This window comes from Brevundimonas sp. (assembly GCF_013912065.1).
GTDB lineage: Bacteria > Pseudomonadota > Alphaproteobacteria > Caulobacterales > Caulobacteraceae > Brevundimonas.
Map to the genome: position 1 here is coordinate 62,754 of NZ_JACESA010000015.1, position 20,177 is coordinate 82,930.

Here is a 20,177-nt window from a genome sequence, read left to right on the forward strand (position 1 = left end):
GCCCGCGATGGAGATGCCCGCCCCGGATCGATCCGAGGCGACGACGGGCGACCTGCGGGTCGCCGCCGCCCTGACCGACGCCCAGGTCCATGTCGATTCCAGCTTCACCGGCGCCTCCATCGTCCTCTATGGCGCAGTCTTCAATCCGACCCCGGACCCGGCCGATGTGGTGGTTGTGGTTCGCGGGCCCGACGCGCCCGTCCGCCTGGTCAAGAAGACCCGCAACATGGGCGTCTGGCTGAACAGCCGTCCGGTCCTGTTCGAGGGGGCGCCTGGCTTCTACATGACGGCCTCGACCCGTCCCCTGTCGGACATCGCCGACTTCGGCCAGCTGCGGCGTCTCGGCGTCGGGGTCGATCACCTGAGGATCGACGCCCCGGAGGAAAGCCGCACCGTCACCCGGTACGGGGTTCGCGACGTGGTGGTCAGCCGCCTGGGCGACGACTATCTGGACTGGCGCCGGGCCGTGATCCGGCTGAAGGAGGCCGCCGCCCTCTATGACACCGATCCTGACGGCGTCGAGTTTGTGGATCGGGGCCTGTTCCGCGCCGAGGTCAAGCTGCCGACCGTGGCCCCGACCGGGAAATACTATGCCGAGGTATGGCTGTTTCAGGACGGCGAGCCGCGGTCGGTGTCCAATCTGACCCTGACGGTCGAAAAAGTCGGGATCGAGCGCGACATCTATGAGTTCGCTCACCGGCGGCCGTGGCTCTATGGCCTGCTGTGCGTCGTGCTGGCGGCCCTGACCGGCTATGGCGCCTCGCGGATCTTCAGCCGCCGCAGCTGAAGCCCAGTTCATCGCGCAGGGCTTCGGCCGTCAGTCCGCCGGCGCGCAGTTCGGCCAGGGTCACGGACTGGTCCCGTTTCGCGTAGCGCCGCCCGTCCGGCCCCGTAAGCAGTCGATGGTGGCGATAGACCGGGGCGGGCCAGCCCAACAGCGTCTGGATCAGCCGCTGGACGTGGGTCGCCTCGAACAGGTCCTCGCCCCGGATCACATGGTCAATCCCCTGAAGGGCGTCGTCGTGGGCGACGGCCAGATGATAGGCGACCCCGGCGTCCTTGCGGGCCAGGACCACGTCGCCGGCCGCCTCGGGCCGCACGGGCAGGACGCCGGTCTCGCCCGCCGGGCCGGCGCCTTCCTCGACGAAGCTCAGTCCGTTCCAGAGGCTCTCGCCCAGGGCCTCGCGCGCCCGGTCCAGCGACAGCCGCCAGGCGAAGGGCCGGTTTTCGGCCAGCAGACGCGCCTCTTCTTCGCGGGGATGGGGGCCGGGCCGAACCGTCTCCATCTCGCCATGCGGCGCATCGCCTATGCTGGCGAGAACTTCCTTCCGTGTACGGAAACAGCGGTAGATCAGGCCGCGCCGGTTCAGATCGTCGATCACCGCCGCATAGTCGGACAGGTGATCGGACTGCCGCCGCACCGGGGTCTCCCAGTCCAGGCCCAGCCAGGCCAGGTCTTCCAGAATGGCGGCCTCATGCTCCGGCTTGCAGCGGGTGGGATCTATGTCCTCGATCCGCAGCACGAACCGTCCCCCGGCTGCCTTCGCCGCCGACCAGGCGATCAGGACCGAGAAGGCATGGCCCTTATGCAGACGGCCAGTGGGGGAGGGGGCGAAACGGGTGGCGAACATTTCGGTCGAGTCCTGTGACGCCCGTGCCATGTCATCGTCACGGCGGGCTCCTTTGCTCAATAATAGTTATCATCTTCGCTTTGACAGCCGCTTTCCGCGAGGGCCGCATTCCCCCGGCGTCAAAGCCGCGCCATACAGGCTTCATGCCCGTCGCGCCCACATCCCAGGACATCGCCGCCGCGCGTCAGGCTTTGGCCGAGGCCGACCCCGCCCTGGCGCGGGCCCATGCCCAGACCCCCGTGTTCGAATGGCGTCTGCGGCCCGGCGGATACGAGGGCCTGTTCCGGATGATCGTGGAGCAGCAGGTGTCGGTCGCCGCCGCCGCCTCCATCTGGGCGCGCACAGTCGAAGGTCTGGGCGGGACGGTGACGGCGGAGGCGGTGCTGGATCGCGACATCGAGGCCCTGCGCGCCTTCGGCCTGTCGGGGCAGAAGGCGAAATACGGCCGCGAGATCGCCCTGGCCCAGGTCGAAGGCCGCGTCGATCTGGACCATATGCAGACCCTGTCCGACGAAGAGGCGATCGCCGCCCTGACCGCCATCAAGGGCGTCGGCAAATGGACGGCCGAGACCTATCTGATGTTCTGCGAGGGGCGGCTGAACGTCTTCCCCGGTGGAGACGTGGCGCTGCAGGAGGCGATGCGCTGGGCCGACCGCGCCGAACTGCGGCCGAACGAGAAGCAGGCCTATGTCCGCGCCGAAGTCTGGCGTCCGCATCGCGGGGTGGCGGCGCATCTGCTGTGGGGCTGGTATGGCGGCGTGCGGCGCGGCGAGATCGCGCTGGAGGACATCAGCCTGTGACCCCCATCGATCCGGCCCTGACCGAACCGCTGCGCAATCCGCAGACGGTGCTCGCGGCGCTCGACTTCGCCGGGGTGGCGGTGTTCGCGGCGACCGGCGCCCTGGCGGCGGCGCGCGAGAAGCACGACGTCGTCACCTTCGCCTTCTTCGCCGCCATCACCGGCGTCGGCGGGGGAACGCTGCGCGACCTGCTGCTGGGCCTGCCGGTCTTCTGGGTGCAGGACTGGCGCTATATGGCCGTCTGTCTGCTGGCCGCCGTGGCGATCTGGCTGATCGGCCAGCGCGACTGGCGGTTCCGCGCCCTGCTGTGGCTCGACGCCGTCGGCCTGGGCGCATACGGCGTCATGGGGGCGGCCAAGGCGGAAGCGGCCGGCGCGCACCCTCTGATCTGCATCGTCATGGGAACCCTGACCGCCTGTTTCGGCGGGGTGGTCCGAGACACCCTGGCGGGCCAGCCGTCGATCCTGCTGCGGCGCGAGATCAATGTCACCGCGGCGATCCTGGCGGCGACCCTCTATACCGTCCTGCGCATGCCCGAGGCGCCGATCTGGCCGGCGGCGATCGTCGCCGCCATCGCCGGTTTCATGCTTCGCGCCGGCGCCCTGCGCTGGGGCTGGACTTTGCCTGGGTTTCCCGAACGAAATTGAACCTATTCCGTCGCCTGTTCGTCATGGCGGCGTCTTCGAATCGGGCGTAGGCTAGGGCCTCGGACTAGGGAAGGAGACGCGTCTTCAATCCTGTCGCCTCAATAACTCCCGCCGCGAACGGGAGGGCCTGATGCAGGTCCTTCATCGAGCGCCTTCGGGTTTCCCCGCCCTCGTGCTGAACGCGGACTTCCGGCCGCTGTCCTATTACCCGCTGTCGCTTTGGCCGTGGGAGGAGGCGGTCAAGGCGGTCTATCAGGACCGGGTGGACGTGGTGTCGCTGTATGACAAGGTGGTCCGCTCTCCGTCGATGGAGATGCAACTGCCCAGCGTCATCGCGCTGAAAAACTATGTCGATCAGGATCGAAATCCCGCCTTCACCCGCTTCAACGTCTTCCTGCGCGACGGCTTCGCCTGCCAGTACTGCGGGGAATCGACCGAACTGACCTTCGACCATGTCATCCCGCGCTCGCACGGCGGCCGCACGACCTGGGAGAATATCGTCGCCGCCTGCGGACCCTGCAACCTGACCAAGGGCGGCCGGACCCCGCGTCAGGCCCTGATGCCGATCCGCCGGGAGCCCTATCGCCCCAACGCCTGGCAGTTGCAGGAGGCGGGCAGGCGCTTCCCGCCGCATTATCTGCACCAGAGCTGGCTCGACTATCTGTACTGGGACATCGAACTGGAGCCCTAAGAGGTATCCTGCCCCCCAGCTGCCCGAAAGGTCAGGGCAGCCGGCGACCGCGTCTGGAACATCGCCCCGCGCCCATGAGTTGTCTCTTCTTTAGGGAGCGAGACCATGATTGACGTGCGACGGTATTCGATCCGAACGGTGCGGGAGCGCGGCCGATGATGGACACGTTTCCGTGGGCCTTCGTGGTCGTCGGCGGGCCGCTGCTTCTGGTCGCCGTGATCGCCTGGGGTTATTTCAGGTCGGCGAAACGGGATCGGCAGATCGATCCGGATACGCCAGGCGACGATCCGTCCAAGGGTATGTAGCCAGGCAACTCCCTCGCGCTTGCGTCGTTGGCTTGGCATGCAAACCAACCCTCTTCCAGAAGCCCTGTTCGACGGCTGGTCGGGCGTGCTGCGCATTCTGATTATCGCGCCGGCCGCCTATGCCGCCCTGGTCCTGATCCTGCGCCTGTCGGGCAAGCGGACGCTGTCGAAGCTGAATGCTTTCGATCTGATCATCACCATCGCCATCGGCTCGACCCTGGCCTCCATCATCACCAGCCGGTCGCTCGCGCTCGTCGAGGGCCTGACGGCCCTGTTTCTTCTGGTGGCCATGCAGTTCATCGTCACGGCCGCATCGGTGCGGCTGAAGCTCGTGGATCGGATCATCAAGGCCGAGCCGAGCCTTTTGCTGCGCGACGGTCGGCTGCTGACCGAGGCCATGCGGCGACAGCGCGTGACCGAGGGCGAAATCCAGGCGGCGGCGCGCGCCGCGGGCGTGGAGCGGTTCGAGGATCTCGAGGCCGTTTTTCTCGAAACGGACGGATCCTTGACCGCCCTGCCGCGAACGGCCTGACCGCGCCGATCGCCGTCGGATGTCCTAGGCGCTCTCGGCGTAGTCCGGCGTCGTGTCTTCGGGGAGTTTCACCAGCAGGGCCTGAATTTCATTCAGCAGCAGAGACAATGTGAAGGGCTTGCCGACATGGCGGTCGGCGCCGGCTTTCCGCGCCGCCGCCACATGTTCGGGCTGGGTGTTCGCGGTCAGCATGATGACCGGGACCGGGGACTGGGCCGCCCGGCGCTCCGCATCGCGGATGCGGGCGACCGCGGTGATGCCGTCCATTCGGGGCATCTGGATGTCCATCAGGATGACGTCGAAACGGTCGCTCGTCGCGGCTTCGACCGCCTCGATCCCATCCTCGGCCACGGTGATGTCCGCCACGCTTTCCAGCATCATCTCGAGGATGCGGCGGTTGGTCGGGTGGTCGTCGGCGACCAGGATCCGCCACCGGGCCGTCGGGACGTCGCTGGCGTCGTTCGAGGCGATCGCCGGCGGAAGATCCAGCCAGAAGATCGAGCCTCCGCCCTCTCGCGGCGCGGCGTCGATCGCGCCGCCGAGCGAGCGGGCGGCTTCCTGCGCCAGAGCGAGGCCCAGGCCCATGCCGCCGTACTGGCGTGTAAGGGCGTCGTCCTGCTGGCGGAAGGCGGCGAACAGGGCGTCCTTCGTCGCGGGGTCGAAGCCGACCCCCGTGTCGACGCAGGCGAAGCGGGCGCCGCCATCCTGGCGGGGCCCCACGGCCAGACGGATCTCGCCCTGGTGTGTGAACTTGACCGCATTGCTCAACAGAGGGGTCAGGACCCGCTCGAGCATGGCCGTGTCGCAGACGAGGGCGGCCGGCATATGGGGCGAGATCTCCGTGACGATCTCCACGCCCCGGGCCGCGGCGGCCGCCCGGTGCAGATCGACCAGCCGTTCGAGGAAAGGGGCGAGGGGGAAGGTTTCGGGGCGCGCCTCAGCCTCGCCGCCTTCCAGATGGGCGACGTCCAGCAACTGCTGGAACCGGTCCTGGAGCGTGGCCGCAGAGGACCGGATCATGTCCGTCACTTCCTGGATCTCCGTCGTGGCGGATCGGGCGGTGAGGAGATCGGCCCCGGCGATGACGCCGTTCAGGGGCGTGCGGATTTCGTGGGTTATGTTGCTGACGAAGGCGCTGCGGGCGCGATTGGCCTGTTCGGCCTGCTCCAGGGCGGTGCGAAGGGCGTCGGCGTCTCGATGCTTTTGCGTGATGTCCTCCGTCAGGCCGATCAGGTGGCGAACGCCCTCGTCGTCATAGGTCGCGACCTTGGTGGCGGCTAGATAGCGCAACCCGTTGGGGGCCGGGGTCTCGTGCACCGCCGACTGGGAGCCCATGCCCGGTGCGACTTCGGCCGCCCATTCGGCGAAGGGGGCGGGCAGGATGTCCGAAGCCCGGAGCCCGGTCAGCCCCTCGAAACGGCCGAACAGCTTCTCGGCCGCGCGATTGGCCAGGATGTATCGGCCCGACCGGGCGTCCTTGACCGTGAGGGCCAGGGGCAGAACGTCGATGACGGTGTTGAGGAAGGCGGCGGATTCGGTTTCCACCGTCACGTCCTCAGCCTTGACCAGAAGACGCACGATCCGTCCCTGCGGATCGCGCACGGCGCTGACCGTCGTGTCCAGATAGACGGTCGAGGCCTGTTCGGTCGCGAAGCGGGTGCGGAAGGCGAATGCCCTGCCCGCTTGGGCCTCCTGCACGCCACGCTCGATGGAAAAGCGGCAATCGGCGGGCCAGGCGTCGCGCCAGGCCATTGTATGGGGAATGGGGCTGTCCGGCTGGAAGCGGTGCGCCGCGAGATTGACGTGGACGATCCGCCCCTGCGGGTCCAGCAGCCAGATGTAGGCGGGCGAGGCGTCCGCGATCTGGGCGTGGAAGACGTCGCCTTCGTAAGGCGCGCCGTCGAGCAGAGCCGCGCCCTTCAGGGCCTCGTCCTGTACGCCAACATCGATCAATTCAGACCTCCCGCCCAGCCATTCTGCTGATTGCGTCATGCTAGGCCCTGGGAGGTGAAGTCCAGGTTAAGCGCACATCCTTGCGTTGCTAATGGTCAAGCTATGTACAACTACGTAAGCACACCTTGAGCGGGATTTAACTGAGTTCGTCAAACATACCGTCAGCTTCATGGCAGAGCGCCAAGGGGAGGACGGGGACGGCATGACGAAACGTTTGCTGATCGATGCTGCGCTGGTGGTGAAGAACGTCGCCGTTCTTCAGCAGTCCATTCTCGACTCCTTCGAGGAGGACGACACGATCAGCCTCGACCTCGCCGAAGGACAAGCCGTCGATCTCTGCGGATTGCAACTGATCGAATCCGCCCGGCGTCACGCGCGAACCGTAGGCAAGACCCTGGTGTTGGAACGTCCGGCTACGGAGTTCAAGCCGGTGCTCGACGCAGCCGGCTTTCTGACCGACGCCACCTCAGACGACCTCCAGTTCTGGCTTCACGAAGGACCTGCTCAATGACGGCTTCGATTCTCACGGTCGACGATTCGCCCAGCATCCGCGTCGCGCTGAAGATCGCGCTGACCAATGCGGGCTATTCGGTCGCCGAAGCCGGCAACGGCGCCGAGGGCATCGAAAAGGCCAAGGCCAGCGCCTTCGACCTGATCATCACGGACCTGAACATGCCGGTGATGGACGGTCTGACGATGATCGAAGAGATGCGTCGCATGCCCGATCAGATGGGGGTGCCGATCGTCTTCCTGACGACGGAATCCGATGAAGGCATGAAGGCGCGGGCCAAGGCCGCAGGCGCCACCGGCTGGCTGACCAAACCCTTTGATCCGGACCAACTGGTCCGTATCGCCAAGAAGGTGCTCGGACGATGAGCGACGAAGCCATTGCGGTTTTTCAGGTCGAGGCGCGAGAAAACCTGGAGTTGATCGAGCAGGGGTTGCTGGATCTGCTTGACCGACCCGAGGATCGCGATCTGGTTGACGCCGTTTTCCGGGGCCTGCACACCCTGAAGGGGTCGGGGTCTATGTTCGGCTTCGACGCCCTGGCCGGTTTCACCCACCACTGCGAGACCGCCTTTGACCGTGTCCGCAAGGGCGAGGTGGCGGCGACGACGGATCTGGTCTCGGCCGTTCTGGCGGCGCGCGACCATATGCGTCGCCTGATGGAAGATCCGTCGGGCGATCACGGCGCGGCGGGCGATCTGCTGCTCGCCGATCTGGAGCGCGCGGTGCGCGAGGCCGACGGCGCCGCCCCGGCCCCGGTCGCGCCGGGTCAGACGACGTGGCGCATTCGTTTCGACCTGCCGGCCAACGCCTTCAAGAACGGCTCCAATCCCCTGGCTCTGCTGGCCGAAATGCGCGACCTGGGCGAGGCCCGGGTGGTGGTGGATACGTCGCGCGTGCCGCCGCTGGGCCAGATCGAACCTACCGACCACTATCTGGCCTGGGACGTGACCCTGACCACCGATCAGGGTCGTGCGGCGATCGAGGACGTCTTCATCTTCGTCATCGACGACATGAACCTGACGATCGAGGCGCTGGACGAGACCGCGCCGGACGCCGGCGTTTTGGATCAGGCCGCCTCGGACGAAATCGTGACGGCTCAAACCGAGGCGGTCGTTCCGGCGCCGCTCGTCGCCGCGCCGGCTGCGAACGAACCGGCGGACGCCGGGGTCGCCAAGACCGCCAAGACGGCCGAGAGCGTGCGGGTGCCCGCTGACCGGCTGGACGAACTGATGGATCGGGTCGGCGAACTGGTCATCGCCCAGTCGCGGCTGAGCCAGATCGCCCATTCCGGCGTCGACACGGCCCTTCGCGCCGTGTCGGAAGAGATCGAGCGGCTGTCGGGCGAACTGCGCGACACCATGATGGTGCTGCGGATGGTGCCGGTGGCGACCCTGTTCGGCCGCTTCCGCCGCCTGGTGCACGATCTGGCGCGCGAGACCGGCAAGGCCATCGAACTGTCGACCGACGGCGAGACGACCGAGATCGACAAGACCGTCATCGAACGCCTGGCCGATCCGCTGGTCCACCTGATCCGCAACGCCGCCGACCACGGGCTGGAGACTGCCGAGGACCGCGCCGCCGCCGGCAAGCCGGCGACCGGCCGCATCCGCCTGTCGGCCCACCAGTCGGGCGGCGAGGTGGTCATCACCATCCGCGACGACGGCCGGGGCATCGACCGCGACCGCGTTCGCGCCAAGGCCGAAGCCCAGGGCCTGATCGAAGCGGGCGCGAGCCTGACCGACCATGAACTGCTGCAGATGATCTTCCACCCCGGCTTCTCCACGGCCGCGGCGGTGACCAATCTTTCGGGGCGCGGCGTCGGCATGGACGTGGTCAAGCGCACCATCGAGGCGCTGCGCGGCTCGATCGACATCGCCAGCCGCCCCGGCGAGGGGTCGGAGGTGTCGCTGCGGATCCCGCTGACCCTGGCTATCATCGACGGCCTGCTGGTTCGCGTCGGCAACGGCCGCTACGTCATCCCGCTGGGCGCCGTCGAGGAATGCCTGGAGCTGTCGCTGGACGAGGACATGCGGTCGCGCGGCCGCAGCTTCATCTCGCTGCGCAACAGCCTGGTGCCCTTCCTGCGCCTGCGCGAGATGTTCGACACCGGCACCCAGCCCGAACTGCACCAGAAGGTCGTGGTCGTCTCGACCGGCGAGGAACGGATCGGTCTGGTCGTGGATCAGATCATCGGCGACCACCAGACCGTCATCAAGTCGATGTCCAAGCTGCACGCCGGCCTGGCCACCTTCTCGGGCGCCACCATCCTGGGCGACGGCAGCGTCGCCCTGATCCTTGACGTCGGCCACCTGGTCGCCCTGGGCCAGCAGCAGGAGGCGCAGATGCGAGCCGCCGTATGACCGCCATGACCGAAGCCGCCGCCGCCGCGATCTGGACCGGCGCCGAGGAGGTCGAGGTTCTGACCTTCGAGCTGAACGGCGAACTGTTCGCCCTGGGCGCCGTCCTGGTCCAGGAGATCGCGGATCTGGTCCCCGAGACCGCCGTGCCCGGCGCCGGCGCATTCGCCGGCAGCGTCATCAACTTTCGCGGCAAGGTCATTCCGCTGGCCGACCTGCGGGTCGCCTTCGGCCTGGAAGCCCGAGGGGCGACCATCGACAGCCGCATCGTCGTGATCGAGATCGAACTGGCGGGAGAACAGACCCTGGTGGGCCTGCGCACCGACAAGGTTCACGAAGTCACGACCCTGGCTCGCGCCGACAGCGAGGCGCCGCCCAGCGTGGGGATGCGCTGGCGGCCCGAGTTCATCGAATGTCTGGTCAAGCGGGGCGGCGAATTCATCGTCGTTCCCGACCTCCAGGCCATCTTCAACCACCAGCAGGACGCCCGCCAGCCGGTCGCGTCCACCATCCGTCATTGACCGGCTTATCGGGGAATCAGTCCATGCGTTTCACAATCAAGGCCAAACTGGCCACGGCCTTCGGGTTCCTGGTTCTTATGCTGGCGGTCGTCGCCGGCTACGGCATCTACAGTCTCGGCGTCGCCAAGACCGCCATGGATGACGTGGTCGACGGCACCGTCGTGCGCCTGGACAAGATGCATCAGCTTAACGCGTACGCGCTGATGAGCGTGCGCGCGCAGAAGAATGTGATCCTTGCGCGGTCGCCTGAGGACATGCAGCGCCAGATCGAGGCGAGCAACGAAGCGCGGTTGAAATACAAAGAAGTCTTCGACGACATGTCTGGGTCGGCGTCCGAGGCGACCCGCGCGCTCTGGAGCGACATAAGGGCCAAGACGGAGGCCTTCGACCGAACCGACGACCGGGTTCGTGCGCTCGCCCAGGCCGGCGATTTCGACGGAGCAGCCGCCTATTCGAACGGCGAGGCTCGGGTGGCCGCCGTGGCCCTGACGGACAAGCTGTACGAAGGCGTGCAGATCAACCGCGACCGGGCTGAGGAATCACAGAAAAAAGCGGACGCCAGCTATATGGGCACCCGCAACATGCTGATCGTCCTGTCGGTGCTCTCCATCGTCCTGGCGATCGCCGCGGCCCTGTGGATCGCAATGGGCATCGGCGCCGGCCTCCGCAAGATCATGATCGCCGCCGACGCCATCGCCATCGGCGATCTGGAGAAGGACGTCGAGATCAAGTCGAACGACGAGATCAAGGATCTGGTCGACCGTATCAACATCATGACCGTCAATCTGCGTGAAACGGCCGCCATCGCCGACGAGATCGCCAACGGCGACCTGACGGTCCAGCCCAAGCCCCTGTCCGACAGGGACATTCTGGGCCTGTCGCTGCAGACCATGGTCGAACGCCTTCGCGGTGTCGTCACGGACGCCCTGTCGGCCGCCGACAATGTCTCGGCGGGCAGTCAGGAACTGTCGGCCACGTCGGAACAGATGAGCCAGGGCGCGACCGAACAGGCCGCCGCCGCCGAACAGGCCTCGGCCTCGATGGAAGAGATGGCCGCCAACATCAAGCAGAACGCCGACAACGCCGCCCAGACCGAGAAGATCTCGCGTCAGTCGTCCAAGGACGCCGAGGCCAGCGGCGAGGCGGTCAACCGCGCCGTCGACGCCATGCGCACCATCGCCGACAAGATCGGCATCGTGCAGGAAATCGCGCGTCAGACCGACCTGCTGGCCCTGAACGCGGCGGTCGAGGCCGCGCGCGCCGGGGAGCACGGCAAGGGCTTCGCCGTCGTCGCCTCGGAAGTCCGCAAGCTGGCCGAACGCAGCCAGACGGCCGCCGCCGAGATCGGCGCCGTGTCGGGCGACACCGTCAAGGCGGCCCAGGAAGCCGGCGACATGCTGCAACGCCTGGTTCCGGACATCCGCAAGACCGCCGAACTGGTCTCCGAGATCAGCGCCGCCTGCCGCGAGCAGGACATCGGCGCCAGCCAGATCAACGAAGCCATCCAGCAACTGGACAAGGTGACCCAGCAGAACGCCGGCGCGTCCGAACAGATGTCGGCCACCTCCGAGGAACTGGCGGCCCAGGCCGAGGAACTGCAGACCTCGATCGCCTTCTTCCGCACCGACACCGTCGCAGGCCGTTCGGCCAAGGCCCCCGCTCGCGCTCCGGCTCGCACCTCGACCTTCAAGGCCGCCGCCAAGCCGGCCGCCCGTCCGGTCGCCAAGGCCGCGCCGGTCAAGCCTTCGGTCCACGCCCAGCAGGCCCGCGCCAAGGGCTTCGCCCTGGACATGGCCGTCGGCGGCGCGGACGCCGAGGACATGGACTTCCGGGAGAGCGCCTGATGTCCGGCGCCGCCGAGGGCCAATATGTCACCTTTGGCCTGGGCGACGAGGTCTTCGCCGCCCCGGTCGGCCTGGTGCGGGAGATCCTGACCTATCAGGCTCCCTCGCGCATTCCCAACGGCCCTGCCTATCTGCTGGGGTTGACGGACGTGCGAGGGCGGGGCGTGCCGACGGCGGATCTTCGGATCCGCCTGGGCATGACGCCGGTCGAGCCCACGCTGAACACCCGCATCCTGGTGCTGGACATCCCGGTCGAGGACCGGGTGCTCAGCCTGGGCCTGGTCGCCGACCGGGTGTTCGAGGTCGCCGTCTTCACCGCCGAGCAGATCGAGCCGTCGCCCGACATCGGGATCCAGTGGCGCTCGGACTATATCTCGGGCGTGGTGCGCAGGGCGGAGGGCTTCGTCGTCCTCATCGACCTGGCGCGACTGCTCTCCACGACCGACGCCGTCTCGATGGCGGACATCTCCGACGTCGATCGCGCGGCCTGACGGTCGCCGATCGCTCCCAGGAAAGAAGATCACCTTGTCCCACGCGGCGCTAGAACAGTCCGCCCCCGGTGTCGATCAGATCAGCGCCCGCAATTTCGAGCGGCTGGCGCGCTACATCTACGATTACAGCGGCATCAAGATGCCGTCGTCCAAGCGGACCATGCTCGAAGGACGGCTTCGCCGACGTCTGCGTCACACCGGCTATGCGAGCTTCGACGATTATTGCGACTATCTGTTCAAGGAAGACGGGCTCGAGGCCGAGTCCGTCTATCTGATCGACGCGGTGACGACGAACAAGACGGACTTCTTCCGCGAGCCGCGTCACTTCGACTATATGGCCAGCCATGTGCTCCCCGAATTGAAGGCGGCGGGGACACGCCGAATCCGGGCCTGGAGCGCCGCCTGTTCCAGCGGGGCCGAGCCCTACACCATGGCTATGGTCATGCAGAAGTTCGCCGATGCAGAGGGCGGACCCGACTATCAGATTCTGGGTACGGACCTGTCGACCGACATGCTCGAGACGGCGCTGCGAGGCGTCTATCCCAACGAGATGCTGACGCCGGTGCCCGCCGACATGCGGCGCTGGGTGATGGATGCGCGCGACGGTCGCCGGCGCGAGGGACGAATCCATCCGACGTTGCGGGCGAAACTGTCGTTGGCCCGCGTCAACCTGATGGACCAGGCCTATTCCGTGGGTGATCCGTTCGACATGATCATGTGCCGCAACGTCATGATCTATTTCGATAAACAGACCCAGGCCAAGGTGCTTTCGCGTCTCTGCGACCGCCTGAAGCGCGGGGGCTATCTGTTTATCGGCCATTCGGAAAGCATCACCGGCATAGATCTGCCGCTGGTCACGGTGGCCAACACCGTCTTCAGAAAGACCTGACCCCATGCCCAAGGTCCGCGTTCTGGTCATCGACGACTCAGCCAGCGTGCGCCAGACCATGGTCGATGTGCTCTCGGCCGATCCCGGCATCGAGGTCATGGGGGTGGCGTCAGACCCCTTCGTCGCCGCCCGGCGGATCGCCGAAGACGTTCCCGATGTCATTACGCTGGACGTCGAGATGCCGCGCATGGACGGCATCACCTTTCTGCGCAAGCTGATGGCCCAGCGACCGATTCCGGTCGTGATGTGTTCGTCGCTGACCGAAGCGGGGTCCGAGACCCTGATGCAGGCGCTGGAAGCCGGCGCGGTCGACATCATCCTGAAGCCGCGCATCGGCGCGGCCGACCACCTGGCCGAAAGCGCCGACCGTATACGGGACGTGGTCAAGGCCGCCGCCCGCGCCCGCCTGGGCGCGCGACGCACCTCGACCCGGACCCTCGATCCCGGCACCAAGCTGACGGCCGACGCCATGCTGCCGCCGCCGACCGGCGCGGCCATGGCCCGCACGACCGAAATGGTGGCCTGTCTGGGCGCCTCCACCGGTGGGACGGAAGCCTTGCGCGAGGTGCTGCAAGCTCTGCCCGCCAACGCCCCCGGAATCGTCATCGTCCAGCATATGCCGGCCGGTTTCACCGCCGCCTTCGCCAAACGGCTCAACAGCCTGTGCGAGGTCGAGGTCAAGGAGGCACAGCACGGGGATCCCGTCCTGCGGGGCCATGTCCTGATCGCGCCGGGCGACAAACATATGCTGCTGGAACGCCAGGGCGCCCGGTATCAGGTCGCGATCAAGGACGGTCCGCCCGTGTCTCGGCACCGGCCCTCCGTGGACGTCCTGTTCCGTTCAGCGGCCCGCGCGGCCGGTCGAAACGCCCTGGGCGTGATCATGACGGGCATGGGCGACGACGGCGCCCGGGGTCTGCTGGAGATGAAGGAGGCGGGCGCCTCCACCCTGGCTCAGGACGAGGCGACCTCGGTCGTCTTCGGCATGCCAAAGGAAGCCATCGCTCGAGGCGCCGCCCAGAAGATCACGGCGCTGGAGCATATCGCGCGCGAGATCATGGCCGTCGATCGGGCCCGCTGACGTCGAAGACCAGCCCCGCTCAGCTGGATTGCGATCGGGCTTCGTCGCCGGTCCCTGCCGCCCTTTCAGCCTTAGAACAGGATGTCGTCGAATTCCTCGGCGGCCTCGGCGGCCGCCGGGGCGTCTTCGGTCGGCTCAGCCGTCGCCGCGGCATCGGCTTGGGTGAAGACGGCGTGGGCGGCGTGGATGGTCCGTTCGCGCGCCATGGTGTAGCTGCGGCCGATCTCGGTGAGGGCGGCGTCCACCACGCCGGCGATGTCGGTCAGGTCCTCGACCACAGGCCCCGCCGCCTCGGCCAGGGCGATGGCGGCGGTATGCAGGGCGTCGCCCAGATCTTCCTTGAGGCCCAACTGGTTCGCGGCCAGGCCCAGCGAGCGCGCGGTCGCCTCGCCGTGTGCGCCCAGGCCCACCAGATCATGTTCGACGACGTCCGCCGCGCGACGCAGCTGGTTCTGCACGCCTTCCAGACGGCCGGCGTCGACCTGGACGTCGTCCGGTTCAGCGGCCCCCATGCCGTCGGCCAGACCGGCCAGTGCCGTCAATGATCCCAGGGTCTGATCGGCGGCCTCTTCCAGGTGGCTGGCGTGGCTGCTCAATTCGATGGCGATGACGCTCAGCGGCTTGCCGATCTCGCCCAGACGGTTGCAGCGCAGGCTGCTGTTGATCGCCATCTGTTGAATGTCGCGCTTGACCTTCTGGATGGCGCCCACCCGGCGGGCCAGGCCCTCGACCGTCGAGACGGTCTCGCCGCTGATGCGTTGGGCGTTGGTCATGGCCGCGGTGACATCGTCGACCAGCAGGCCGGCGCGCCCCAGGCTGGTCTCGAGGTCGCGCAGGTCGCCCCCCCCGTCGGACAGGCCGTTGATGACCATGATCTGGCTCGTGTCCTCGGCCATGCCGGACAGACTGCGGGTCACCTTGGCGGCCTCGACCTCGAAGTCGGAGGCGATATCCGCCATCTGGTCGGCGACCATATGCAGCACCCGGCGTTCCGCGCGGTCCCGCGCCTGGGGCGACAGATCCGATTCGCGAACGGTGCGGGCCGCGACCTCGATGCCCAGCTGGACATGCTCGATCCGCTGGCGGGTGATGTCCCCGATCTGCAGGGCCATCAGGGCCTTGCCGACCTTGGTCTGGATGTCGCGCGCGATGACGGCGACCGATCCGGCGACCTGGGCGATGCGGGCGTGGTGGATACGGATAGCCTCGGCGTCCACCGCCAGCTTGTCGGGCACCGCGGGGATCAGCTCCTTGTACTTGCCGCCCAGCGTCTGTTCGAACATCAGGCCGCCGTCCAACTGGCCCGCCAGGCGTTTCAGCTCCCCGCCCAGTTCGTCCAGTTCCGAGACGCCCAGGTCCAGCTGATCGCACATGCGTTCGGCGAAGCCGGCGAACTCGTCCGCCGCGCTGATGGTGGCGCCCGCCGTGATCTTGACGTTAAGGGCGAAGGCGCGAAGGTAGCGCAGCGTCGTGCGCATCACGTCGATATGGGCGTCCAGCTTGGCGCCGGCGGTTCGCAACTGGTCCAGATGCGAGACCCGACGCCTCTGGGCGTGCGGCAGGGCGTTCAGGCTTTGCGCCGTCAGCAGCAATTCGCTGGTCGTGTGCGAAACCGAGTCCGCGTTCAGGGTCAGGCCCAGTCGGTCGAGCGCCTCGATCAGGCGGCTGACCATTTCAAGCGATCCCGCCAGCCGTTCGCCGGCGTCGGAGAAGCGGCTCTCGACCAGGGACCGCGCGGTTTCCAACTGAGCCATCACATCCGGAGCAACGGCCCCCGCGGGGGCCGCGATGTCGAAATTCTCGGCTTGCGCCTGCATGGCCGGTCTCGTTGTGAGAGTCATAAGCTCAGCTTGCCTTGTGACATGACAACCGACGGTAAATGACAACGCAATTATTTCCCGGCGGCGAGGTCCGGCGCGGGCTGTTGCGCGGGCCTGACGCGGCGGCGGCGGTCGAGCGTCCGGATCTGTGTCGGCGTCAGGTTGGGGTAGCCGCGAGCGGCGTGACGCAGTTGCTCGACCCGCCCGGGAAGCCAGGCGGCGACGACGCCGCCGGCGCCGGCCAGAAAGTCTCCCACTGACACGCTACGGCCGGTGAAATACTGAAGACATTCGGCGCCCAAGGCCGCCGCGACCACGAACAGGGCCAGGTCGCTGCGGCGTCTCCGAGGGGCGATCAGGAACAGGCCGACGGCGACCGCATAGAAGGCGATCGCATGGGCGGCCTTGTCGTTGAGGCCGAAGCTACGCTCCAGGCCCTGGAAGGGACCGAGCATGAGAACGGCCATTCCGGTCGCCGCGAAGACGAACAGCACGCGGGCGATCTGAATGATACGGCGAGACGTGAGCATTTTGGGAAGGGCGTCCAGGTCGTTGATGCGGCCCATGGTGCATGCCCGGCCCCAAAATGCCGTGAAGCGATATGCTGAACGATTTACGAAGGCGCTGTCCGGTCGGGGGCGTTCAGGGCAGACGGTCCCAGGCGACGGCGTGAACCTTGTCGCGGCCCAGAACGGCGGCCAGGGGCTCGGCCGCGAACAGACCGGCGACGGCGGGGTCGCGGACGCTGAGTCCTCCGGTGAAGGCGCCGAAGGCGGGCAGGATCAATCGGGAGCCGTCGGTGATGAAACAGGGCCGGCGCACCCCCCGGCCATAGCCGACGACGCGGGCGGCGGGATGCAGATGGCCGGCGACCTCGCCGTGGCGGTCGTCTTCGGGAGTGATGGGTTCCGGCTCGTGCGTCAGCCGAAGGCCGCCCAGGACAAGGTCCCCGACGATCCGGCCGGGCAGGCGGGCCTCGCTGGTCATGTTCGCCTGGGCCAGGGCTTCGCGGTCGTGATTGCCCTCCAGCCAGATCCAGTCCCGGCCGACGGCCAGCCGATCCAGCCGCGCCCGATCCTCGTCGGCCATGCGGGCGACGGCCCTGGAGTCGTGGAAACTGTCGCCCAGCAGGACAACCAAAGCGGGATCCAGTTCAGCGATCTCGGCCTCGAGCCGGTCCAGGGTGGCGCGGCTGTCATAGGGCGGCAGCATCTGGCCGCGCACCGCGAAGGCCGAGCCCTTCTCGAGGTGCAGGTCGGCGACGATCAGGGCGCGGAAGGCCGGCGCCCACAGGCCGCCGGAACAGCGCAGGTCGCAGACCTCGCCGGCGACCCGGACCCGCAGGGCGCCGCAGGTCTTGCGCGCCAGGCTCTGTCTCAGGGCGGCGTTCATGCGGTTCCAGTCCTGGCTTCAGGCTCCGCATCGTCCATGACCTCGGCGATCAGGGCTTCGGCGCTCTCGTCCAGGATCATCTCGGCGGCGTCCCCGCCGACCCGTTCGCGCCCGATCTGGACCAGGACCGGCACGCAGAAGGGCGAGGGCCGCGTCAGCGGGCGGTGACGGATCTTGCCCTCGATCCGCGCCAGCATCTGGCCCAGCCGGGCGACGTCGAGCAGGCCCGAGGCGGCGTCGGCCCGGGCGGTCTTCAGTAGCAGATGGTCGGGCTGGTGGCGGCGAAGCACGTCGTAGATCAGGTCGGTGGAGAAGGTCACCTGGCGGCCGGTCTTTTCGGCGCCGGGCTGGCGGCGTTCGATCAAGCCCGAGATCAGGGCGCAATTGCGGAACGACCGCTTCATCATGAAGCTTTCCTCCAGCCAGGCTTCCAGATCGTCGCCCAGCATGTCGGCTTGAAAGAGGGCGTCCAGATCGATTCTCTCCATCGGCTTGATGGACCAGATGGCTAGCGCATAGTCGGTGACGACGAAGCCCAGCGGCCCGACGCCCAGCCGGTCCAGCCGCCGGGTCAGCAGCATGCACAGGGTGGTATGGGCCAGCCGGCCCTCGAACGGATAGGCGACCATGAAGTGGCGGCTGCCGCGCGGGAAGGTCTCGATCAGCATGGATTCCGCATCGGGAATGGCCGAGCGCGTCTCCTGAAGCTCCAGCCATTCCTGGACGTCGGGGGGCAGGACGCGCCAGTGGTCGCGGTCCTGGACCAGGGTCCGCACCCGGTCGGCCAAAGACGTGGACAGCGGGAATTTGGACCCGCCCCAGGACGGGATCTTGGGCTCCTTGTCATTGGCGTGGGTGACCAGGGCGTCGGTTCCGGCGATGCCCTGGAAGGCCCAGACCTGGCCCGCGAACAGGAAGGTGTCGCCGGGCGTCAGCTGTTCGAAATACCATTCCTCGGCCTCGCCGACCTTGCGGCCGGCGACCCAGGCGCGCGTCCTGCCGCCGCCGCGCCGGCCGGCGACGCGCACGTTCAGCGTCCCGGCCGAGACGATGGCCCCGACGTTCATCCGGTGCCGCTGGGCGATGTGCTGATTGCGGACCTTCCAGCGGCCGTCCGGGGTGCGGACGATGCGGGCGAACCGATCATAGGTGCGCAGGGCGTAGCCGCCGGTGGCGACGAAATCGACCACCTCCTCGAACTGCTCCCAGGTCAGGTCGCGATAGGGGCCGCAGCCGGTGATCTCCGTGTACAGATCGACCATGTCGAAGGGCTCGCAACAGGCGATCCCCATCACATGCTGGGCCAGGGTGTCGAGGGTGCCGATATGGACCGGCTCCCAGTCGAAGACGTTGTCGGCGACGGCCTCGCGCGCCGCCTGGCATTCCAGCATCTCGAACCGGCTGGCGGGCACCAGCAGGGCGCGCGACGGCTCGTCCAGCCGGTGGTTGGCCCGGCCGATCCGCTGCACCAGACGGCTGGAGCCCTTGGGCGCCGCCATCTGGATGACCAGGTCGACGTCGCCCCAGTCGATGCCCAGGTCCAGCGTCGAGGTGCAGACCACGGCCCGCAGGTCGCCGCGCGCCATGGCCGCCTCGATCTTGCGCCTCTGTTCCGCCGCCAGCGAGCCGTGGTGCAGGCCGATCGGCAGATTGTCGTCATTGATGGACCACAGCTGCTGGAAGACGAACTCGGACTGCCAGCGGGTGTTGACGAAGATAAGGGCCAGGGTCGAGCGCTGGATGGCGGCATAGACCTCGGGCATGGCGTGCTGGCCGGTGTGGCCCGCCCACGGCACCTTGCCCTCGGAGATCAGGACGTCGATCACGGCCGGGGCGCCGGGGTCGCCCTTGACCAGGGCGACGTCCTCGACCGCCGGGGAGGGGCTGAGCCAGCCTCGGATCAGGTCGGGGTCCTCGATGGTCGCGCTGAGACCCACCCGCCGCATCCCCGGCGAGAAACTCTGCAGCCGCGCCAGGCCCAGCGCCAGCAGGTCGCCGCGCTTGCCGCTCCAGATCGCGTGGACCTCGTCCAGCACGACGCATTTCAGATCGGCGAAATAGGAGCGCGCCCCTTCCCAGGCGCAGAACAGGGCGAGCTGTTCCGGCGTGGTCAGCAGGATGTCGGGTGGGAAATCCCGCTGGCGCTGGCGTTTCGACTGTTTGGTGTCGCCGGTGCGGGTCTCGACATGGATGTTCAGCCCGATCTCTCGGATCGGCGTCGTCAGATTGCGCTCGACGTCGGTGGTCAGGGCCTTCAGCGGCGACAGATACAGGGTGTGGACGCCGGAGCCCGGTCCGGTCGCCGGCTTCGGTCCCCGTTCAGCCAGTTCGATCAGGCTGGGCAGAAACCCAGCCAGGGTCTTGCCCCCGCCGGTCGGGGCGACCAGCAGGGCGTGCGTCCCGGCCCGGCCCGCCGCGACCATCTCCAGCTGATGCCGCCGAGGCGACCAGCCCCGCCCGGCGAACCAGTCGGCGAACAGGGGCGTAAGCGTTGCTGGAGCGGCGGCGGTCGTCACGAGGCGGATATAGCATGTTCTCGTTCCGTTTCAGCCCCGAGACCGCTATCTATCGGCCGTGTCCGACGAATCCCCCATCGCCGAAGCCCGCCTGAGCGGCGCCGAGCCCTGGCTCGACCTGCCCCCGGCGCTCGCTACGCCGCCGGGGGCGGGAGCAGTGTGTGACGATCAGGGGGCGCGCAAGATCGGGCGGGGGG

At 67.7% G+C, this 20,177-nt stretch carries 20 protein-coding genes; 14 read left to right on the forward strand and 6 right to left on the reverse strand.

Annotated features, from left to right (window positions below; all coding sequences use genetic code 11):
• Positions 1 to 13: 13 nt before the first annotated feature.
• Positions 14 to 787 carry a TIGR02186 family protein gene (locus tag H2037_RS13195; RefSeq protein WP_292122828.1) on the forward strand — a complete coding sequence of 258 codons (774 nt, stop codon included), beginning with the start codon at positions 14 to 16 and terminating at the stop codon, positions 785 to 787.
• Here H2037_RS13195 and gluQRS read toward each other — a convergent pair.
• Positions 771 to 1,631, reverse strand: coding sequence for a tRNA glutamyl-Q(34) synthetase GluQRS (gene gluQRS / locus H2037_RS13200; RefSeq protein ID WP_292122830.1), 861 nt, complete (start codon positions 1,629 to 1,631; stop codon positions 771 to 773). The two genes, H2037_RS13195 and gluQRS, sit on opposite strands and share 17 nt — an antisense overlap.
• A 143-nt stretch (positions 1,632 to 1,774) precedes the next feature.
• On the opposite strand from gluQRS, the gene H2037_RS13205 reads away from it, so the two are divergent.
• From H2037_RS13205 to H2037_RS13225, 5 genes are all read left to right on the forward strand, one after another.
• Entirely contained in the window at positions 1,775 to 2,431 is a 657-nt protein-coding gene (locus tag H2037_RS13205) for a DNA-3-methyladenine glycosylase 2 family protein (RefSeq protein WP_292122832.1), read from the forward strand.
• Between the two features lie 5 nt (positions 2,432 to 2,436).
• The gene (locus H2037_RS13210) at positions 2,437 to 3,078 is read left to right on the forward strand and encodes a trimeric intracellular cation channel family protein (protein ID WP_292122877.1); all 642 of its coding nucleotides are present in this window, start codon (positions 2,437 to 2,439) and stop codon (positions 3,076 to 3,078) included.
• Positions 3,079 to 3,208: 130 nt separating this feature from the next.
• Positions 3,209 to 3,769: an HNH endonuclease gene (locus tag H2037_RS13215; protein WP_292122834.1), complete on the forward strand. Its 561-nt coding sequence runs from the start codon at positions 3,209 to 3,211 to the stop codon at positions 3,767 to 3,769.
• 155 nt (positions 3,770 to 3,924) lie between these two features.
• Positions 3,925 to 4,074, forward strand: coding sequence for a hypothetical protein (locus tag H2037_RS13220; RefSeq protein WP_292122836.1), 150 nt, complete (start codon positions 3,925 to 3,927; stop codon positions 4,072 to 4,074).
• A gap of 37 nt (positions 4,075 to 4,111) precedes the next feature.
• Positions 4,112 to 4,606 (forward strand): YetF domain-containing protein, encoded by a 495-nt coding sequence (locus H2037_RS13225; protein WP_292122837.1) that lies wholly within the window; start codon positions 4,112 to 4,114, stop codon positions 4,604 to 4,606.
• A gap of 24 nt (positions 4,607 to 4,630) precedes the next feature.
• On the opposite strand, the gene H2037_RS13230 is transcribed toward H2037_RS13225, so the two are convergent.
• Complete coding sequence (locus tag H2037_RS13230) at positions 4,631 to 6,559, reverse strand: response regulator (RefSeq protein ID WP_292122839.1); 1,929 nt, start codon at positions 6,557 to 6,559, stop codon at positions 4,631 to 4,633.
• Between the two features lie 169 nt (positions 6,560 to 6,728).
• On the opposite strand from H2037_RS13230, the gene H2037_RS13235 reads away from it, so the two are divergent.
• From H2037_RS13235 to H2037_RS13270, 8 genes are read left to right on the forward strand one after another with little or no spacing between them, the layout of a single operon-like run.
• Entirely contained in the window at positions 6,729 to 7,070 is a 342-nt protein-coding gene (locus tag H2037_RS13235; RefSeq protein ID WP_292122841.1) for an STAS domain-containing protein, read from the forward strand.
• On the forward strand, positions 7,067 to 7,435 hold the full coding sequence (locus H2037_RS13240; RefSeq protein ID WP_292122843.1) for a response regulator: 369 nt from the start codon (positions 7,067 to 7,069) through the stop codon (positions 7,433 to 7,435). Before H2037_RS13235 ends, H2037_RS13240 begins: the two co-directional genes overlap by 4 nt.
• Positions 7,432 to 9,429 (forward strand): chemotaxis protein CheA, encoded by a 1,998-nt coding sequence (locus tag H2037_RS13245; protein ID WP_292122846.1) that lies wholly within the window; start codon positions 7,432 to 7,434, stop codon positions 9,427 to 9,429. Before H2037_RS13240 ends, H2037_RS13245 begins: the two co-directional genes overlap by 4 nt.
• Entirely contained in the window at positions 9,426 to 9,947 is a 522-nt protein-coding gene (locus H2037_RS13250) for a chemotaxis protein CheW (protein ID WP_292122849.1), read from the forward strand. Before H2037_RS13245 ends, H2037_RS13250 begins: the two co-directional genes overlap by 4 nt.
• Positions 9,948 to 9,970: 23 nt before the next feature.
• Positions 9,971 to 11,791 (forward strand): methyl-accepting chemotaxis protein, encoded by a 1,821-nt coding sequence (locus H2037_RS13255; protein ID WP_292122851.1) that lies wholly within the window; start codon positions 9,971 to 9,973, stop codon positions 11,789 to 11,791.
• Positions 11,791 to 12,282, forward strand: a complete 492-nt coding sequence (locus H2037_RS13260; protein WP_292122852.1) for a chemotaxis protein CheW — start codon at positions 11,791 to 11,793, stop codon at positions 12,280 to 12,282. The genes H2037_RS13255 and H2037_RS13260 overlap by 1 nt, the downstream gene beginning before the upstream one ends.
• Before the next feature lie 34 nt (positions 12,283 to 12,316).
• Positions 12,317 to 13,171: a protein-glutamate O-methyltransferase CheR gene (locus H2037_RS13265; RefSeq protein ID WP_292122854.1), complete on the forward strand. Its 855-nt coding sequence runs from the start codon at positions 12,317 to 12,319 to the stop codon at positions 13,169 to 13,171.
• Positions 13,172 to 13,175: 4 nt separating this feature from the next.
• Entirely contained in the window at positions 13,176 to 14,252 is a 1,077-nt protein-coding gene (locus H2037_RS13270) for a chemotaxis response regulator protein-glutamate methylesterase (RefSeq protein WP_292122857.1), read from the forward strand.
• A gap of 71 nt (positions 14,253 to 14,323) precedes the next feature.
• On the opposite strand, the gene H2037_RS13275 is transcribed toward H2037_RS13270, so the two are convergent.
• From H2037_RS13275 to H2037_RS13290, 4 genes are all read right to left on the reverse strand, one after another.
• On the reverse strand, positions 14,324 to 16,069 hold the full coding sequence (locus tag H2037_RS13275; RefSeq protein WP_292122860.1) for a hypothetical protein: 1,746 nt from the start codon (positions 16,067 to 16,069) through the stop codon (positions 14,324 to 14,326).
• Positions 16,070 to 16,143: 74 nt separating this feature from the next.
• A complete protein-coding gene (locus tag H2037_RS13280) occupies positions 16,144 to 16,638 on the reverse strand; it encodes a hypothetical protein (RefSeq protein ID WP_292122862.1) in 495 nt (164 codons plus the stop codon).
• Between the two features lie 76 nt (positions 16,639 to 16,714).
• Complete coding sequence (pdeM, locus tag H2037_RS13285; protein ID WP_292122865.1) at positions 16,715 to 17,464, reverse strand: ligase-associated DNA damage response endonuclease PdeM; 750 nt, start codon at positions 17,462 to 17,464, stop codon at positions 16,715 to 16,717.
• Positions 17,461 to 19,980 carry a ligase-associated DNA damage response DEXH box helicase gene (locus H2037_RS13290; protein ID WP_292122868.1) on the reverse strand — a complete coding sequence of 840 codons (2,520 nt, stop codon included), beginning with the start codon at positions 19,978 to 19,980 and terminating at the stop codon, positions 17,461 to 17,463. The genes pdeM and H2037_RS13290 overlap by 4 nt, the downstream gene beginning before the upstream one ends.
• Between the last annotated feature and the right edge of the window lie 197 nt (positions 19,981 to 20,177).

What these genes read in the sequence shown, in the direction of transcription:
- H2037_RS13215 (WP_292122834.1), top strand. Translation starts at nt 3,209, where the DNA reads ATGCAGGTCCTTCATCGAGCGCCTTCGGGTTTCCCCGCCCTCGTGCTG.
- gluQRS (WP_292122830.1), bottom strand. Translation starts at nt 1,631, where the DNA reads ATGTTCGCCACCCGTTTCGCCCCCTCCCCCACTGGCCGTCTGCATAAG.
- pdeM (WP_292122865.1), bottom strand. Translation starts at nt 17,464, where the DNA reads ATGAACGCCGCCCTGAGACAGAGCCTGGCGCGCAAGACCTGCGGCGCC.
- H2037_RS13240 (WP_292122843.1), top strand. Translation starts at nt 7,067, where the DNA reads ATGACGGCTTCGATTCTCACGGTCGACGATTCGCCCAGCATCCGCGTC.
- H2037_RS13260 (WP_292122852.1), top strand. Translation starts at nt 11,791, where the DNA reads ATGTCCGGCGCCGCCGAGGGCCAATATGTCACCTTTGGCCTGGGCGAC.
- H2037_RS13275 (WP_292122860.1), bottom strand. Translation starts at nt 16,069, where the DNA reads ATGCAGGCGCAAGCCGAGAATTTCGACATCGCGGCCCCCGCGGGGGCC.
- H2037_RS13225 (WP_292122837.1), top strand. Translation starts at nt 4,112, where the DNA reads ATGCAAACCAACCCTCTTCCAGAAGCCCTGTTCGACGGCTGGTCGGGC.
- H2037_RS13280 (WP_292122862.1), bottom strand. Translation starts at nt 16,638, where the DNA reads ATGGGCCGCATCAACGACCTGGACGCCCTTCCCAAAATGCTCACGTCT.
- H2037_RS13255 (WP_292122851.1), top strand. Translation starts at nt 9,971, where the DNA reads ATGCGTTTCACAATCAAGGCCAAACTGGCCACGGCCTTCGGGTTCCTG.
- H2037_RS13220 (WP_292122836.1), top strand. Translation starts at nt 3,925, where the DNA reads ATGATGGACACGTTTCCGTGGGCCTTCGTGGTCGTCGGCGGGCCGCTG.
- H2037_RS13245 (WP_292122846.1), top strand. Translation starts at nt 7,432, where the DNA reads ATGAGCGACGAAGCCATTGCGGTTTTTCAGGTCGAGGCGCGAGAAAAC.
- H2037_RS13270 (WP_292122857.1), top strand. Translation starts at nt 13,176, where the DNA reads ATGCCCAAGGTCCGCGTTCTGGTCATCGACGACTCAGCCAGCGTGCGC.
- H2037_RS13235 (WP_292122841.1), top strand. Translation starts at nt 6,729, where the DNA reads ATGGCAGAGCGCCAAGGGGAGGACGGGGACGGCATGACGAAACGTTTG.
- H2037_RS13250 (WP_292122849.1), top strand. Translation starts at nt 9,426, where the DNA reads ATGACCGCCATGACCGAAGCCGCCGCCGCCGCGATCTGGACCGGCGCC.
- H2037_RS13195 (WP_292122828.1), top strand. Translation starts at nt 14, where the DNA reads ATGCCCGCCCCGGATCGATCCGAGGCGACGACGGGCGACCTGCGGGTC.
- H2037_RS13205 (WP_292122832.1), top strand. Translation starts at nt 1,775, where the DNA reads ATGCCCGTCGCGCCCACATCCCAGGACATCGCCGCCGCGCGTCAGGCT.